The organism is Ignavibacteria bacterium (genome assembly GCA_017303675.1).
Classification (GTDB): domain Bacteria; phylum Bacteroidota; class Ignavibacteria; order Tepidaquicellales; family OLB5; genus OLB5.
The window spans coordinates 1499097-1516016 of sequence record JAFLBX010000001.1; the positions used below are offsets into that span (position 1 = coordinate 1499097).

The 16920-nt window shown below is 35.6% G+C and carries 16 protein-coding genes; all 16 read right to left on the reverse strand.

Annotated features, from left to right (window positions below; genetic code table 11):
- Nucleotides 1–234: 234 nt before the first annotated feature.
- On the reverse strand, nucleotides 235–564 hold the full coding sequence (locus tag J0M37_06670; GenBank protein MBN8584764.1) for an antibiotic biosynthesis monooxygenase: 330 nt from the start codon (nucleotides 562–564) through the stop codon (nucleotides 235–237).
- A 147-nt stretch (nucleotides 565–711) separates the two neighbouring features.
- Nucleotides 712–3660 (reverse strand): insulinase family protein, encoded by a 2949-nt coding sequence (locus tag J0M37_06675; protein ID MBN8584765.1) that lies wholly within the window; start codon nucleotides 3658–3660, stop codon nucleotides 712–714.
- Between the two features lie 104 nt (nucleotides 3661–3764).
- Nucleotides 3765–4880, reverse strand: coding sequence for a hypothetical protein (locus J0M37_06680; protein MBN8584766.1), 1116 nt, complete (start codon nucleotides 4878–4880; stop codon nucleotides 3765–3767).
- Entirely contained in the window at nucleotides 4864–5916 is a 1053-nt protein-coding gene (locus J0M37_06685) for an MCE family protein (protein MBN8584767.1), read from the reverse strand. Before J0M37_06685 ends, J0M37_06680 begins: the two co-directional genes overlap by 17 nt.
- Nucleotides 5917–5973: 57 nt before the next feature.
- Nucleotides 5974–6771, reverse strand: coding sequence for an ABC transporter ATP-binding protein (locus J0M37_06690; protein MBN8584768.1), 798 nt, complete (start codon nucleotides 6769–6771; stop codon nucleotides 5974–5976).
- A 9-nt stretch (nucleotides 6772–6780) separates the two neighbouring features.
- Entirely contained in the window at nucleotides 6781–7482 is a 702-nt protein-coding gene (locus tag J0M37_06695) for an ABC transporter permease (protein MBN8584769.1), read from the reverse strand.
- A gap of 87 nt (nucleotides 7483–7569) precedes the next feature.
- The gene (locus J0M37_06700; protein MBN8584770.1) at nucleotides 7570–8232 is read right to left on the reverse strand and encodes a hypothetical protein; all 663 of its coding nucleotides are present in this window, start codon (nucleotides 8230–8232) and stop codon (nucleotides 7570–7572) included.
- 83 nt (nucleotides 8233–8315) lie between these two features.
- Nucleotides 8316–10601: a phosphoribosylformylglycinamidine synthase subunit PurL gene (purL, locus tag J0M37_06705; protein ID MBN8584771.1), complete on the reverse strand. Its 2286-nt coding sequence runs from the start codon at nucleotides 10599–10601 to the stop codon at nucleotides 8316–8318.
- Between the two features lie 6 nt (nucleotides 10602–10607).
- Complete coding sequence (locus tag J0M37_06710; GenBank protein ID MBN8584772.1) at nucleotides 10608–10961, reverse strand: hypothetical protein; 354 nt, start codon at nucleotides 10959–10961, stop codon at nucleotides 10608–10610.
- Nucleotides 10962–11088: 127 nt separating this feature from the next.
- Nucleotides 11089–11256 carry a hypothetical protein gene (locus tag J0M37_06715; protein MBN8584773.1) on the reverse strand — a complete coding sequence of 56 codons (168 nt, stop codon included), beginning with the start codon at nucleotides 11254–11256 and terminating at the stop codon, nucleotides 11089–11091.
- A 160-nt stretch (nucleotides 11257–11416) separates the two neighbouring features.
- Nucleotides 11417–12178, reverse strand: a complete 762-nt coding sequence (locus tag J0M37_06720; protein ID MBN8584774.1) for an EI24 domain-containing protein — start codon at nucleotides 12176–12178, stop codon at nucleotides 11417–11419.
- Nucleotides 12178–12645 (reverse strand): nucleotidyltransferase, encoded by a 468-nt coding sequence (locus tag J0M37_06725; GenBank protein ID MBN8584775.1) that lies wholly within the window; start codon nucleotides 12643–12645, stop codon nucleotides 12178–12180. The genes J0M37_06720 and J0M37_06725 overlap by 1 nt, the downstream gene beginning before the upstream one ends.
- Nucleotides 12646–12793: 148 nt before the next feature.
- Nucleotides 12794–13936, reverse strand: a complete 1143-nt coding sequence (locus J0M37_06730; GenBank protein MBN8584776.1) for a methionine adenosyltransferase — start codon at nucleotides 13934–13936, stop codon at nucleotides 12794–12796.
- Nucleotides 13937–13956: 20 nt separating this feature from the next.
- A complete protein-coding gene (locus J0M37_06735) occupies nucleotides 13957–14427 on the reverse strand; it encodes a hypothetical protein (GenBank protein MBN8584777.1) in 471 nt (156 codons plus the stop codon).
- Nucleotides 14427–15995 (reverse strand): DUF262 domain-containing protein, encoded by a 1569-nt coding sequence (locus tag J0M37_06740; protein MBN8584778.1) that lies wholly within the window; start codon nucleotides 15993–15995, stop codon nucleotides 14427–14429. Before J0M37_06740 ends, J0M37_06735 begins: the two co-directional genes overlap by 1 nt.
- Nucleotides 15964–16917: a site-specific DNA-methyltransferase gene (locus J0M37_06745; GenBank protein ID MBN8584779.1), complete on the reverse strand. Its 954-nt coding sequence runs from the start codon at nucleotides 16915–16917 to the stop codon at nucleotides 15964–15966. Before J0M37_06745 ends, J0M37_06740 begins: the two co-directional genes overlap by 32 nt.
- Between the last annotated feature and the right edge of the window lie 3 nt (nucleotides 16918–16920).

Genomic DNA, 16920 nt, shown 5'->3' on the forward strand with positions numbered 1-16920 from the left:
TAATTGTAAATCTTGATACAAAATTAAATATAGATGTCATCTAAAAATATGACTTATGTCATAAGTGAATAAGATTTTGGTCAGTTTGTATAAATTATTGAAATCAAATAAATTAGATGTAAAAATTTCCGGTCGATTCATAAAAATTTTTCAAACCTTCACTTTTTCTATGAAAAAAAAATAGATTTGGTGAGCTGGTTTTCTATTACCTATTTCTTTAAATAATTATTCGCTTTACCTGGCTATTACTTCATAGGTTTTAAAGCTAGAATTCATAGGGGGTTCTTCGCCTTTTTCTTTGGCAATTTTTATATCTTCAAATCCGCGTTTATGTCCTTCAATAAATTCAGGTGATTTGGTCCAGTTTTTGAACGTTTCTTCACTATCCCAGTGACTTACTATTAAATAATTATCGCTGCTGTCCTGCGGCTTTAAAACCTCCATATACTTAAATCCCGGCATACGGTCAATAGCTCCGGCTCTTGTTGCAAAAAGTTCTTCAAATCTGGGTTTATAATGATCCTTACAGCTGATGTAATTAATTGCTACAAAGTTTTTTTCCATATTACAGTTAATTTTTATAATTATTTTATGAAACAAACATAATAAATAATATCGGACTAATCAAGTCTAATTAGACTAAAATAGTCTAATATTATCAAGTATATAAAAAAAGCCGGTAAACCGGCTTTTAAAATTTTTGTCAGATAATTAATATCCGAAAATTTCTTCTAATGTAAGATATTTTACGTTTCCGTATTTGCTTAACGTTTCGATATCTAATTTGTTTTTATCACCAAGTACCATAATTGTGTATTTGGAATCTTTAACATTTTCAGCCTGGAATTTTTTTATATCTTCAATAGTAATAGTTTTTGCCCTCTCATAGATATCTTTTCTAATATCATGATCAAGCCCAAGCTTTTGCGCAGAAAGGTATGAGTTAAGAACTCCGGACTTTGTTATTCTTTCTGTGTTGAATTTCTGTACCAGATTATCCTTAGCGGAATTGAAAGTAATTTCTGAAACAGGCATTTCATTCAGCAGCCCGAAAAGTCCCGCCATTGCCTCAGGCAGCTTATCGGATTGAGTTCCGATGTACGCGATGTTGTAATGCGAACGGTCCTTTTTCTGGGGGATTGAGTATGATGAAAATGTGCTGTAAGCCAGAGCCTTTGATTCCCTTAACTCCTGGAACACTATACCTGCCATACCACCGCCGAAATATTCATTGTATAACGCAATGTATGGGATCTTTTCTTTATCATACAGATCTTTCTTTGTCATCATTAATATTTCTGCCTGTACCATATCAGGATAGTTTACCACGTAAACAGTATTTTCTCCTGTTGCCAGCTCTTCATATTTTACAGGAACAGGTGCATCTTTCAGAGTACCGTTTGTCAGCGTGTATTCTGAATTTAATTTGGTGGAAATACTTTCTGATGAAAGCGGTCCGTAATACAGAATTTTCTGTTTATAGTTCGGAAGATCCTTAATGATACTGATAAGCTCATCCGGGTTCAGAGATGCAAGCTCTGTTTCTGTAAATATATCCGTATAAGGTGATCTTGCTCCGTACCTTCCGTAAGAATACATTGCATCCCACAATATAGTTTCTTTGTTAAGCTTGTTATCTGCCCGTACTTTAAGTACATCAGAAACCAGGTTTTTTAAAGCTTCATTTTCAGCCTTCAGGTCTGTAATTACAGATTCAAGCAGTATAAATGCTTTATCAAAGTTTTCATTCAGTCCGCTTAAAGTGAGCACTGTCTGGTCTTCACCGGTTGATATGCTGTATGAACATCCCAGCTTATAAAATTCTTCTTTAAGCTGAGAGGGTGAGTATTTGGAAGTGCCAAGGTATTCAAAATATCCTGCTGCCAAAGGCAGCTTTTTATTGTTATAGCTTCCTATATCAAAAACAATACTCAGGTTAAACAGCTCATTTTCTTCGTTCTTTTTATAAAGCAGGGGAATATCATTTTTTACAGAAGTAACAAGCATATCATTATTATAATCCACAAAAACAGGCTGAATTTCCTCAGTAGTCATTTCCGATATCTCTGTTAAGAACTGTGATCTATCCTGACGGTTTACTTCAACAGGAGTTATCTGCGGCTTTTCAACTTTTTGAACGTTCTTATCTTCACCGGTTCTTTTATAAACCACAACATAATTATCTTTATAGTTCTTTTGTGCAAAGTCTATAATTTCCTGCCTTGTTATTTTTTCAAGCCTTTGTATCCGGTTCACTTCATCTTCCCACGGAATATCTTTAACAAATGCTTCTACAATATTCCCTGCCCTGGAGCGGTTTGATTCCTGTGATTTAATATCAGAAAGCTTAAGGTCATTTATAATTGCCTGCGGCAGCCATTCCGGGAATTCACCTTTTTTAACTTTTTCTACCTGCTCTAGTAATAATTCTTTAACGTCTTCAAGTTTCTGCTTTTCCCTTGGATTGCCGTATAAAACGTGGGCTGAATAATCTTTATTAGTTACCACAAATGAACCTGATGCAAGTACTTTCTGGTTTTGGTTCAGGTTAAGGTCCAAAAGTCCTGCTGCGCTGTTAGCAAGTATCATATCAACCATTGTTGCCAGATCATTTTCTTTTGTATTCGCTCCCGGAAACCTGTAAGCCATCATGAGATACTCAGCTTCCTGACCGAATACATCTTTTTCAATTGGACCTTTTATTGGTTTTTCAACTGAAGGCTTGAATTCCGGTACTTCTTTTGAAGGCTTTGAGCCCCAGTATTTATCTATCAGCTCAATAGTTTTTTCAGGGTCCAGGTCACCTGAGAGCACAATTGCCATATTATTTGGCACATAATATGTATTATAGTACTCTATAACTTTTTTTATTGAGGGATTTTTAAGATGTTCTATTGTACCAATGGTGGTTTGTGTTCCGTATTGGTGGGTAGGGTACAGATTCAGGAATAATTCATCCCATACCTTATCATTATCATCATCAAGGCTTATGTTCTTTTCCTCGTAAACTGCTTCAAGCTCAGTGTGGAAAAGCCTCATTACAGGATTGCGGAACCTTTCAGCCTCGATCTTGATCCATTTCTCAAGTGAGTTTGAAGGAATATCGTTGGTATAAACAGTTTGCTCAACTGATGTATATGCATTGGTGCCGGTTGCGCCTATAATACTCATCATTTTATCATATTCATTTGCTATTGCATACTTAGCCGCTAAACCTGAAACACTATCAATTTGCCTGTAGATCTGTTTACGCTTCTTTTCATCTTTTGTGCTTTTATATTTTTCATACAGAGAAATTATCTCATCAACCAGCGGCTTTTCTTTTTCATAATCTTTTGAACCGAACTTATCAGTACCTTTGAACAGCATATGTTCAAGATAATGAGCAAGGCCTGTAGCATCAGCCGGGTCCATTTTGCTTCCTGTCTTAACAGGGATGTATGTCTGAATCCTCGGCTGGTTCTTATAAACGGTTATATATACGGTAAGCCCGTTATCCAGCTTGTACATCCTGGTTTTTGTTGGATCATTTTCAACTATAGTATAAGTATAGCCGCCTTCGGTAATTTTTTTTACCTGGGCTGTTATATTTGATCCGAAAACTAAAGTGAAAAACAATAAAATATAAAAACAGGGAACTAACCTTTTTGATATCTTCATATAATGAAATTTTTAATTGTTATACTGCCAGAGGGTGCAGATTTAATCGCAGAAATTGATTTTTACAAAAATAATGAATTGTGACCAGTTATTCTACATAAAAACTAAAAAATTGCTTTACTTGAATCAGCCCAGGATAGTATATTTATATTATTTATTCCTGTGCCGTTTTGCATAATAACGGTTCCGGGAGCGGTGGAAGCGCAGTTTGAAAATAACACCCTTGCTGTATCGCAGCCAAAAACCGCTTTATAAGTAACTCCGATTGCAGTTGTCCGGCTGCGGGTGAAAACTGCCAAATGATAATTACCGTTGATAACCTGATCAAGGGTATATTCAGCCCTGAACTCATTATTTATAAATTGAATTTCAAGAGAATCACTGTAAACCGGTGTAAAAGTTACAGGCGGCCAGTTATTTACAGTAAAAGCTCCAATGACGTAATAATACGGGTTCTGAATAAAATTATTATCAGCGAATCTTACAGTTCCGCTGATCGTACCCGGGGTTAATCCGGGTGCAGTTGAAAAATTAAAAACAGTAGACCAGTTTCCTGTGCTTGCGCCGTTGGAATTTGTTGCATTCACACGCCAGAAATAATTTGCTCCTGTTGTGAGTATAAAATACGGACATTGAAGCTGAGATACAGGAATATTGCCTGAATCAAGTAATATTGTTCCAAAAGAAGGGGCAGAAGAAACCTGCAGTCTGTAAATCTGGGCAGTTGGAGTATCGTCCCAGTCAAATAACGGAATGAATGATTGATCTACAGAGCCGTTTTGAGGCAATAACAAATTTGGCGGCGGGGGAGGCGAGAGAATAATATGAAATCTTCTCACTTCTGAATATGCTGTAAAGCTACCGCTGCCCAGCTCAGCTTTTACACGCCAGTAATAATAAACATTCGTCTGCAGTATACCTGTTGGTACATTAAATGAATTACCGGGTATTACAGTATCAAGAATTGCAGGGGTAATGAAATTTGCATCCTGTGAAATTTCTGCATAGTATCCGGAAGCATTCCCGTAATTTTCCCATTTTAACAGCGGTTCAAAAATTTCAATTGTCGCATTATTGCCCGGTTCTAATAATTTTACATTATTGATCTCCGGCTCATTATTTACAGGTACCTGAACTTCTTCATCCTTTTTACATCCGCTGATTAATAATAAACTGAAGATAACAGCACAGTAAAAAATTCCCTTATTTCCCGTTTTCAAGCTTTTGTTCAAGTTTTATTTTTTGCTCTAAATCTCTTAACTCTTTTTCCTTCTTAAGCAGTTCCTGTTCCTTTATCCTTAATTCCAGCGCTTTTTTATCCATATTTTTTTCCCAGTCGGGCTGGCTCCAGTAACCGATATCTTCAAAATATCCTTTAAATAAAAAGTTATGTTTTAGCGCTTCCATATTCTGCGCAAAACTGAATGATCCGTTTTCAAGGTTTTTGGTTGTCATATTTGCATTCAGCATCATTGCTTTCAGGTTATTTGCAAATGCTGTATCAGTTAAAAGTGTTCCAACTATACTTTCATTTGAGTTCATTTTGCGCACAATTTCACTTATATCAACAGTGATCCTGTTTATCTGTTTGGTTAACAGGTCAAGATCGCTCGATACATTATCAACCGTGTTAGTTACTTTACCAAATACAACATTTAACTGTCCGGAATAATTGGCAAACGACCTGAATGTTGTATCAATACTTCTGTATAAAGTATCATTATTGACTAATTGACCCAGTGTTCCCTGTCCGAGATTTACTTTGCTTGTAATTTCAGAGAGGTCTTTGGTAATATCAGAAGCGTTATCACTTGATTCTTTCAGGCTGTTCATAATATCAGCAACTTCAACGGGTTTGATAGAACCCAGCATTTCTCCATCCTGCACTTCAGGGGTACCGGGAGTGCCCGGTGTTATATCAATAACCTTATTGCCTACAAGTCCATCTGAACCGATAGTTACCCTGGAATCTTTTTTAATGAATTTTTGGACACTGCTTTGAATTGTCATTGTAACAAGCACTTTGTTCGATGCCTCGATATCTACACCATCAACCTTGCCAACAACAATTCCGTTCAGCCTTACAGAGCTCCCGGTTTTCAGCCCGCCGACCGATTCAAATTCAGATTTAATATTAAATGTCGGTGTAAAAAGATTATCTTTACCGCCCAGAACAAAAATTGCAACCACAAATAATAAAAATCCCACAATGATGAAGAAACCGACTTTTAATTTTTTTTCATTGCTTGTTTCCATAATATAAATTATTTACTTTATAAACTTTTTTGACAGGCTGAATATTTTATCCTGTATTTAACTTTTTTTATCTTCGCTGCCCGGGTAATTGCTCAGGCTGCTGTTATCATCAGATTTAACTTCTTCAAAGAATGAACGAACAAAATCATCATCAGATCTTTCAAGCTCATCATATGTACCTGATTCAGTATAGGTGCCTTCTTTAAGTACAACTATCCTGTTGGCTACAATTTTGGCGCATATCATATCATGTGTAACCACTATTGAAGAAACCTTATATTTTCGCTGCATTCTTACTATCAAATGGCTGATATCCCTGGTAGTTTCCGGATCAAGACCTGTTGTCGGTTCATCCCACAGCATTATTTCAGGGTTCATTATTATAGTTCTGGCAACACCAATTCTCTTTTTCATTCCTCCTGATAGCTCAGAAGGCATTTTATCTATAGCCTGGCTAAGACCAACATCTTTTAAAACCTCTTCGACTTTTTTATCGATTTCATCTTTATTAAGATCGGTATTTCTCATCAGGGGGAACTGCAGGTTCTCCCTTACCGACATTGAGTCATATAAAGCCCCGCTCTGGAATACAAATCCTATTTTTTTTCTCATATATTGCAGTTCTTCGTATGAAAGATCAGGAATATTTTTACCAAGTACTTTCACCGTCCCTGAATCAGGCTTAATTAGCCCTACAATACATTTTAATGTAACAGATTTACCGGTACCTGATTTACCAAGTGTCACTATTGTTTCACCCTTGTTTATTTTCAGGTTAATATCTTTCAGAATAACATTCTTGCCGAATGATTTCTTAAGATGTTCAATATCTATTACAGTTTCTGTATTTTCCAAATTTCAGTTTTATAGAATAATATTTGTGATCTGAACAGCGATCATATCCCAGATAATTACCATCAATGACGAGATAACTACCGATGAGTTTGCCGCTATACCAACACTTTCTGTACCTTTATCCGCATTATAGCCTTTATAGCAGCCAACAATTCCGATTGTAAAGCCGAAGAAAAATGTTTTTATTGTAGGTCCAATAATATCCCCAATACTTAAAGCATCAAAAACCTGGCTAAAATATAATCCAATTGATACATCACTCACAACATTTAACGCAAGATAGCCACCCAATAAAGCTATTACATCTGCATATATGATAAGCAGAGGTATCATTAGGGTTGTTGAAACTACCCTGCTAATTACAAGAAAATTGAACGGATTGCATGCAGAAACTTCCATAGCATCTATCTGTTCTGTTACTTTCATCGAGCCCAGCTCTGCCCCGATGCTTGATCCTATTTTACCTGCACATATCAAACCTGTTATAACAGGTCCAATTTCAAGTATTATTCCAAGACCCACCATTGAAGGAATAAGTGATGTGGCACCAAATGGCTGTAATGTCGGAATTGCCTGCAGAGCGAGAACAAATCCGATAATAAAGCCGGTAATACCAACTAAACCTAATGATTTGTTCCCGATCTGGAAAAATTGTTTAATTATTTCATTCAGATTAAAAGGAGGTTTAAATACTTCCCTGAAAAATCTCATTGAAAAATCAAAGATTCCCCATGTTTCCGTGAATATATCTTTTAGTGACCCGGGAAGTAAATTTTTTAACAATTTAATTAAATTTAATTAATATTTTCTTCTTATGTTTACATCAATGAACGGGTTTGCAATACCCAGTATAACCCCGAATGAAAAATCAGTTATTGAAGGTTTATCTTTCGTCAGCATAAATGTATGCCTGAGCTTTACATGCGGATAAAATAATAATTTGTGATTTCTTATTGAGTAACCATATGTTATTTCCGGAAAAATTCCTTTGCCTTTAAAATCTGTAAAATAACCTGCACCTACTGATACAACACTTGTTCCCTGAAGCATATGAGACGGCTCAATGCCATCTGCAAGCAGAATATCATATTTGTAAGATAACCTGAGGTAATGCCTGATGTTTCCACCGAATATCATCGAGTATTCCGCAGCTGTTCTGTGCTCACCTAATTTCCCGAAGCCAATCGATACTTCCTTGGTTAAACCGGCATATACTTTTCTGTCAGTATATTCAACAAGCGGATTCAGTAGATAAATCGCGGTTAATACCCCTATAGAAACAGGAAGGACAGATGATGTTTTTCCTGAAAGCTCAGGAAGTTTTTTATTTTCAGCGGTATTTTTTAATTTAATTTTGGTAAGGGAAAAATTTTGCTGTTGGTTAACCTGTGAATAGGAATTTAATGCAATAAAGAGCAGAATAAATGCTGCAGATTTGTAGGTTATGCTCTTTAATCTCATTAAACATCCATAGTTTATTTATTATTATCAGGAATAAATCAGGAAGTTTAAATTTTGCCGGTTTTAAGGCAATTTTACCTGAATTAGTTTTCCATTATTTTAGATATCGAATTATAATATGCATCTTTTGCAATTTCAAGCGGTATATTTACCTCTTTATTTATAATTACAGCGTTTCCGCCGGTTTTGCCAATAATCAAAAATCCGATATTATTTTTTTCGCAGATATTTCTAACTGTATCTTCATTACCCTTATCAAATGAAATTACGGCTCTGCCGTGCGATTCATTAAACAGGTAAAAATCAGGTCTTCCCTTGTATTCTATATTAACATTGCAGCCTATGGGTAAGGTTCTGTTTATCAGGGAGCACTCAGCAATACTTACGGCAAGTCCGCCATCAGCAACATCATGAGCTGAATTAATACTTTTTGCTTTTGCAAGCTCTACAAGTGTTTTTACCAGGTTGCTTTCTGTTTCAAGATCAATTTCAGGTGAATCACCCTTTACCAAACCGAAGTGATGCTGCATGTATTCACTTCCGCCAATTGAATTACTGCTGTTAATATTGCCTATTAACGCAATTATATCACCTTCATTCCTGAAGTATGATGTAACCATGCAGTCAACATCTTCAATTAAGCCTACCATACCTATCGTCGGAGTAGGATATACGGCATAGTCGGGTGATTCATTGTAAAAACTTACATTACCGCCGGTCACAGGAGTGTTTAATTTTTTGCATGCATCACCAATACCCCTGATAGCTTCCCTGAATTGATAATATACTTCCGGTTTATACGGATTCCCGAAATTGAGGCAGTTTGTTATAGCAAGCGGTATAGCGCCCGTGCATGCAACATTCCTGGCTGATTCACACACAGCAGCCATAGCCCCTTTGTATGGATTCAGATAAACATACCTGCCGTTGCAATCTGTCTTCATTGCAAGCGCTTTTTTTGTTCCTTTTATCCTAACCACAGAAGCATCGCCTCCCGGCATTATTACTGTATTGGTCCTAACCTGTGTATCGTATTGTTCGTAAACCCAGTTCTTGTTGGTAATGTTGGGTGCAGAAAGCAAACTGATCAATACAGAATTCAGGTCCTTTGGCTCTGCAAGATGTGACTCGTCAAAATTCTGAACTTCTTTTAAATAAGCGGGTTCTTTTGATTCACGTACATAAACCGGGGCATCCCCTCCAAGTACAAGTGTATTGGCAGGTACTTCAGCCATTACTTTACCCTGGTATGTAATTTTCACGTTGGGTCCCTGTGTTACTGTACCGATTTCTACACAATTCAGGTCCCATTTATCAAATATTTTTTTTGCAGTATCTTCTTTTCCTTTTTGGATAACAACCAGCATTCTTTCCTGTGATTCTGAAAGCATAAGCTCATAAGCTGACATATTTTCTTCTCGGGCAGGTACAAAATCCAGGTTGATATCCATACCCATGCCGTCCTTCGCGCTCATTTCACTGGTTGAGCAGGTTATTCCTGCTGCTCCCATATCCTGCATTCCAACAACAACACCGCTTTTTATCAATTCTAATGATGCCTCCAGCAGTAATTTTTCTGTAAACGGGTCGCCGACTTGTACTGAAGGTCTCTTGGCTTCCGATGCTTCGGAAATTTCTTCGGATGCGAAGGTTGCGCCGTGAATACCATCTCTACCGGTCGAAGAGCCGACTATGAATACCGGGTTGCCAACGCCTTTAGCTGTAGCTTTTGCAACTTCATCCTGCTTAACAATACCAACAGCCATTGCATTTACCAGCGGATTATCGCGGTAGCTTTCATCAAAATAAATTTCACCGCCAACTGTAGGAACCCCAAAACAATTGCCGTAATCACCAATACCCTTAACAACATTTTTGAATAGATATTTTGTACGGGTAAAATCGCCATTTGATATATCAGACGTCCCCACCTTGTTAAGGGGAGGATTAGGGGAGGTAGATATACTTCCAAATCTTAATGAATTCAGTGCAGCAATGGGTCTTGCGCCCATTGTGAATATATCGCGCAGAATGCCTCCAACACCTGTTGCAGCGCCCTGGTAAGGCTCGACTGCCGATGGATGGTTGTGTGATTCAATTTTAAATGCTACTGCGAGCCCATCGCCGATATCTACAAGTCCTGCGTTTTCTTCACCTGCGCCAACAAGCAGCCTTCCGCCTGAGCGTGGAAGCTTTTTTATCTCAAGTATTGAGTTTTTGTATGAACAGTGTTCTGACCACATTACAGAATATATTCCAAGCTCAGTATAGCTCGGTTTTCTGCCGAGGATATCAAGTATCCTGTTATATTCTTCTTCCATCAAGCCAAATGTTTTGGCCAGCTCAAGTGTTACTTCCGGTTCCTGCATATTATTTTATGTTTTTTCGGATAAGATTCTAAATCGTTCAGCAAATAGATTTAAGTCCTTTTCATGAAAATCAGTTTTATAACAAAAATCGTTTAATATATAATGGTGTATTTCTTTTGCTAATTCTGTTGGAATATTTATCCTACCGCTGTCTAGATATGTGTCCATTGATTTAGAAGCGCCTTCGATATAATCTTTAAGATATTCTTTATAATTTCTTTTCAACAATTCTTCTGCTAATATATTAAAATATTTTGGTGCACCAAATCCTTCTTTACCAAATTTAGACAATTCTATATATAGGTCTCTTATCAATATTATATTTATATCCTTTATATCAGAAGAAATATGCTCTAACAATTTCAAACGGAATTCCAGGTTATTATCAATTAGCTCATCACCATGTTTTCCGTTTCAGTCAAATTTTATTTTATTAAAGGTTTCGGAGGAATAATTATCAATGAATGTTTGAATTGAATCTTCCATTTTACTTAAGTTCTCTTGCTTTAATTTTAACTACTTTACCATTTCGTGAAACAACAAGATAATCATCATTTTTTTTGCGTTCTTCTATTAGTTTCTTAATAGCTAACTTAGACCCTTTGCTGAATTTTTCTCGAATACTGTCTTTAGAGTTTTTATCCTTTGTTTTCATTCAATTGAAACTTCTAAAAATGACATTTCTTGAAAATAGACCACTTATTGTAATAGTTATCAGTATTGAAGTGTCACCGAAATATTTATCCAATAAACAAAGATAAAAAAAACTATTCAGATAAATTATCCCAGAATTTACTCACAAATCTTACCGGATATCAGGAATTTTTGAATAACTCCTGGCTGCTGTAGCCTTTTTCATAAAAAAGGCTTGTACCTGCAACCACCAGTATCGGCTTCATAAATACATTTATTACAGGAAGAAACAGCAACAAAAATGAGATGAAGCCAAAACCATAAGTTATTAGCCTGCCTTTGCCTGTAACTTTCAGTTTATCACGGAACCGCATTTTTTTTCTAGTCATAGGGTAGTCAAGGAAATCCAATGCATTATAATAACTTGAAAATATAACGCCTAAAATACTTGAAAGTACTGATCCCGCAACAGGTATCAGGTTTAATGAGAATATCAATAATAGTATGATCAGGTAAAATGCAAGTTTTTGAATTTCACCTTTTATGCTGATATAAGCATCTTCCCAGAATCCCATTTTGTGCCCCTCTTTAGTGCCTGTTACGATCTCTTCAACGCGCTGAGAAATTTCTTCATTGAACGGGGCAGTAATAATATTTCCGAGTATGGTAAATAACAGGTAACAGATAAATAACAGCAGAATAAAACCGATTATCAGCAGGGCAGTATGCAGAAATTTCAGCCAAAAGCCGGCTTCTGTGCCTTCAATTCCCAGCCAGCCTTCAATTGATGAAGTAAACCAGCTGTATGACAAAATAAAAACGCTCCCATAGATCAATAAATTGATCAGCATGGGAGCGATTGAATATTTTATAAGAACGGAATGTGAAAAAAAGAATTTCAGGCTTCTGAACGGGTATGTAAATCCGAATAGAAAATCCTTCATTACTTACTTTTTTTATTGTTATATTTTTTTATCCAATCAATATCAAACAAGTCTTTTTTTCTTCCAATCAAGCTCTTATTTTTAATTAAATCATCATATGATAGATATCTGACTTCAAAGTTCTGGAAAATTTTCCCTTTTTTACTTCTTTTGTATGCATCTTCAAACTTAAGCCCTTCAATTTCTGTCATAACATCAATTCTGTTTGGAGGGTATCCTAATTGAAGAATGAATCCGGGTTTATTAAAGTCTTTCGCATCCAGCTCAATATTCCCGAAACCAAATTCAGTTAATACTTTGAAAATCCTTATCGCATTTGACTTAGAGTTTTTTATCCATATATCTATATCATCTGTAAATTTTTCACGGGAGTGATATGTTACGGCAAATCCTCCAACTATGATATATTTAACTTTTTGATCTAGTAATAATTTTATAAACTCTTTTAAGTCTTGGTATTCTTCCATACTTCATATGAAAATAATTGTTTCTCATTTGAATCAGATTTTCTACTTTTTTATCAGGAGATAATCGTCTGTAATAAGTAATATCTGCTTTTTCCTGTTCAGCATGACTCGTGAAAACTCTAATTTTAAGTTTTCTTTTTTTTATCATTTATTTTATTTTTTTGAAAAGATTTACGAGGTCAAGTTTTTCCCAAGTAAATTCTTTTTCATTCCTGCCAAAGTGTCCGTAAGCTGCTGTTTTCCTGTAAATCGGTCTGCGGAGCTTTAATCTTTCCATAATGCCCTTTGGTGTCAGGTTAACGTTTTTCTTAATGAATGCCGCGATCTTGTTATCAGCAACCCTGCCGGTACCGTTTGTATCAACATATATAGAAACAGGCTGCGCAACTCCAATTGCGTATGAAAGCTGTATCATACACTCTTTGGCTACTTTTGCAGCAACTATGTTCTTTGCAAGATGCCTTGCAGCGTATGCCGCGCTTCTGTCAACCTTGCTGGGATCTTTACCTGAAAACGCGCCGCCGCCATGGGGAGCCTTTCCGCCATATGTATCAACTATAATTTTTCTGCCGGTTAAGCCTGTATCGCCGTGAGGTCCGCCAATTTCAAACTTGCCTGTTGGATTAACATGTATCACCGTATTTTTATCAAGCAGCCTTGCCGGAATTACTTTCTTAATTACATTTTTAATTACATCAGATTTAATCTTAGACTGTGATACCCCCGGATCATGCTGAGTTGAAATTACCACTGTATCAACTCTTAATGGCTTGTGGTCATCGCTGTATTCAATGGTTACCTGTGATTTTGAATCAGGACGTAAATAAGGCATAAGCTTCAGATTACGTTTTCTAATATCCGAAAGCCTTTTTACCAGCTTGTGTGCATATACCAAAGCCATTGGCATATATTCTGGTGTTTCATCTGAAGCATAACCGAACATCATGCCCTGGTCACCTGCGCCGCCTGTATCTACACCCATAGCGATATCGGGTGATTGTTTGTTTATAGCCGACATTACATTAATTGAATGGAAATCAAACCTGTAATCACCTTTTGTATAGCCGATATCTTTTACTACATTTCTGACAACTTTCTGTATATCTACATAATGTGTTGTTGTTATTTCTCCGCCAACAAGAACTAAACCTGTTGCACAGAATGTTTCGCACGCTACGCGGGCTTTCGGGTCGTTTGCAAGTATATCATCTAGTATCGCGTCAGATATCTGGTCGCAAACTTTATCCGGATGTCCTTCACTGACTGATTCCGATGTGAAAAAATAAGACATTTTTATCTCCTGTTGATTTGTTATTTTTTAATAATATTTTCTAATTCCGAAATAATAATTTTTAAATCACTAAAGTATTTTGAAATTTGAGAGTATGTGATGTTACTGCCAGCTTCCTGCCCGTGTGCTATTAAGTGTCTTTGTGCTACTACAGAATTTAAAGACTCTATGATTTCTTTCGAAAATGAATTCAAGTAAGTTTCATCCCAATCTTTACTGAATGAATTTAATAAATCAGAAATTTGACCATATTTAATAGCAGAATAATTTTTTAACTTAATATTTATAAATCTAACAGTTTCATTCTTACATGTACGATCATGAAAATCAAATAATAGTTCTTTAATAACATTTTCTAAGAAGCCAGTTACTTGAACACAAAGATACTTTGACAAATGAGGTTTAAAGAAATCATCCTCATCAAGCTTTGAAACCTCGTTAAATAAAACATCTAGTTTTTTTTGTTGATTTTGCAATTTAAGTAAGCGCATTATTGAATGTCATTAAATTTATTTACTGCCATTTGTATTCTGCCTTTTAAAGTAGCATCATCAGAAGTGCCTTCTTTACACAATACAATATATTCATCATTACTTATTAAATCCCAGTAACGGTCTGAGAATTCTTCAATATTATTTATTGGTCCTCTACTTAACCTTTGTGAAAGGCCAATCATCATTGAATCAAATACTGCAGCATTTACACCCCTTCCAAGTCTAAATGCTAATTTACCTAAAGTTGCACTTATAAATGAAATACTAGGCAGTATTAAATTATCGAGCGTTAGAGAATTAAACCTTTCTAAATTCCTGTTAGATTTCATAAACGAATTTAAAAAGCTTTTGAGAGGTTTTTGGTAGCTATCTAAATCATAATACAAGGCAAAAAACCTTAGTAAAATCTCTTGCTCTTTTAAGCGTTCATTTTTCTTTCCGAATATGTCTCTCCAACTAGTTTCGTTAACTATTCTATTAAGATATTCATTAAAATCACCATAATATACACATGCTCGGATTTCCTGAGCCGTCAATAATCTACCACCAGTATTTAATCTTTCAAAAATCATATAAATGCTGCTTTCATTGTCATCAGGTCCATCTTGCTTAACTACAGTTGCATGTATAATTGAATCATCTAGTCGATTTTTATCACTTGAAGACAAATCCTCGTAACGCTTACCTTCTAAATCACTTTGGACATCTTTTAAGTAAAATTCTTTGCCTTTGAAATTATTCATGTAATAGCTATATAAGCTAAACAATCTTTGCTGTCCATCAATAATTAACATTCTATTGGTTTCCTCTTCTTTGGATAGAAAAACACCAGGGACGGGTAGACCTAAGATTAATGACTCAATAAATCTTGATGCTTCTTTTTGGTTCCAAACAAAATTTCTTTGAAATGGTGGAATAAATATTATATCACCTTCAATTCTTTTGACAATAGCGTCAACGGGGTAATCAGCTCCATAACTTGAAATCGAATATCGATATGGCAAAATTTCATTTTCAGTATCATCATCGATTGAAGTTTCTTCGTCAGTAGTTTGGGCATCTATAAAACGAGAAACATCTCCTACTCTATGTAGTTCCTCTAAATTATTTAAATATGTAATGAAATACGATGGTTTCAACGCAATTGCAATTTCACCATTTTCCTTTGTGTAAGAAGACAATCCTTGTGATTCTGCTTGTTTCAGGTTTTCAAGTTTGATTTGCATCGAAGCGGACCAACCAGGTTTACCCATATGTTTACTTAAGTCAAAACCTGCAAAGATACTTCCTTCATCCCAATATCCTAGTATGAGAGTTTTTGAATGTGCTTCTTCATCAAATCTATCAACTTTAACTTGTATTCTATATTCGTTTTCTGGTCTGCTTGCCCCGCCATGCGTCAAATTCCATATATAAAAGCGAATAAATTGTCTTTCAGAGTTTTTTTCGATTTCTAATCGAACAGGTTGTTGATTTTTATCTGAACTATTCACAATAGACCAACCATTGCTGGTTATTGCTTCGATCACTTTTTCAAACAGCTGTTCTTTGTTTAGTATTGCCATTGTCTATTTTTTTAGGTGTTTCAATTGAAAAACGTAATGCACTACCTTTAACATAATTCTCATCTAATTCGAAAGCTAACCAATTGCGATTTAAGGTTTCAGCTACAAAACCAGTTGTATTAGAGCCTGCGAAAGGATCCAATACGTAGTCATTTTCATTGGTTAAAAATTTTATAAAAAATTCTGCAAATCTTCTGGGAAATTTTGCAGGATGTGGCTTTATTCCCTTTTCTTTACATAGTAACATATAAGCACTATTCGAGTCATTATTTCCTAGTTCTAATAAATTTGGTGGGATAGAACCTTCATTATCTCTTGAGAATTTATTTGTAATGTTATGTCCACTTGGCCTCATTTTCGCAACATATCCATGCTTTAGCAAATTTTTCATTGCTTGACTATATGGCTTCAAGACTTTCCGATTATCGGCCTTTGGCATTTCTGTTTTGGATAACCACCATACTACATTAACTGAATCTTTGACACGAATTCTCTTAACATTCACCCACTCAGCTGGTGCTGGCAATCTAGCCGGGTTATAATGAAAAAACTCTTGAGCCAGAAAAAAGCCAGTTTCTTTAACCAGACTAATTAATAATTCGTATTGATATATACTTCTTACTGGATGGCCCGGTAAATATGTACCACCTAAATCAAGTACAAACGAGCCATCGTTAGTCAATACTCGTTTAAATTCTTTTGCAAACTCTAAAAACCATTTATTATATTCGGTATAATTTTTATTTCCGTACTCTTTTTGGCTAGTTAAGGCAAATGGAGGTGAAGTGATTACTAAATTTACAGAATTGTCTGGTACTAATCTAATTAAATCAAGTCCATCGCCAAAATAGCATGCACCATGTTTAGTTCGGTAATATGCTCTGATCTTTTTTGTGAGTTTCATTATAGTTTTTATTTTCATTTA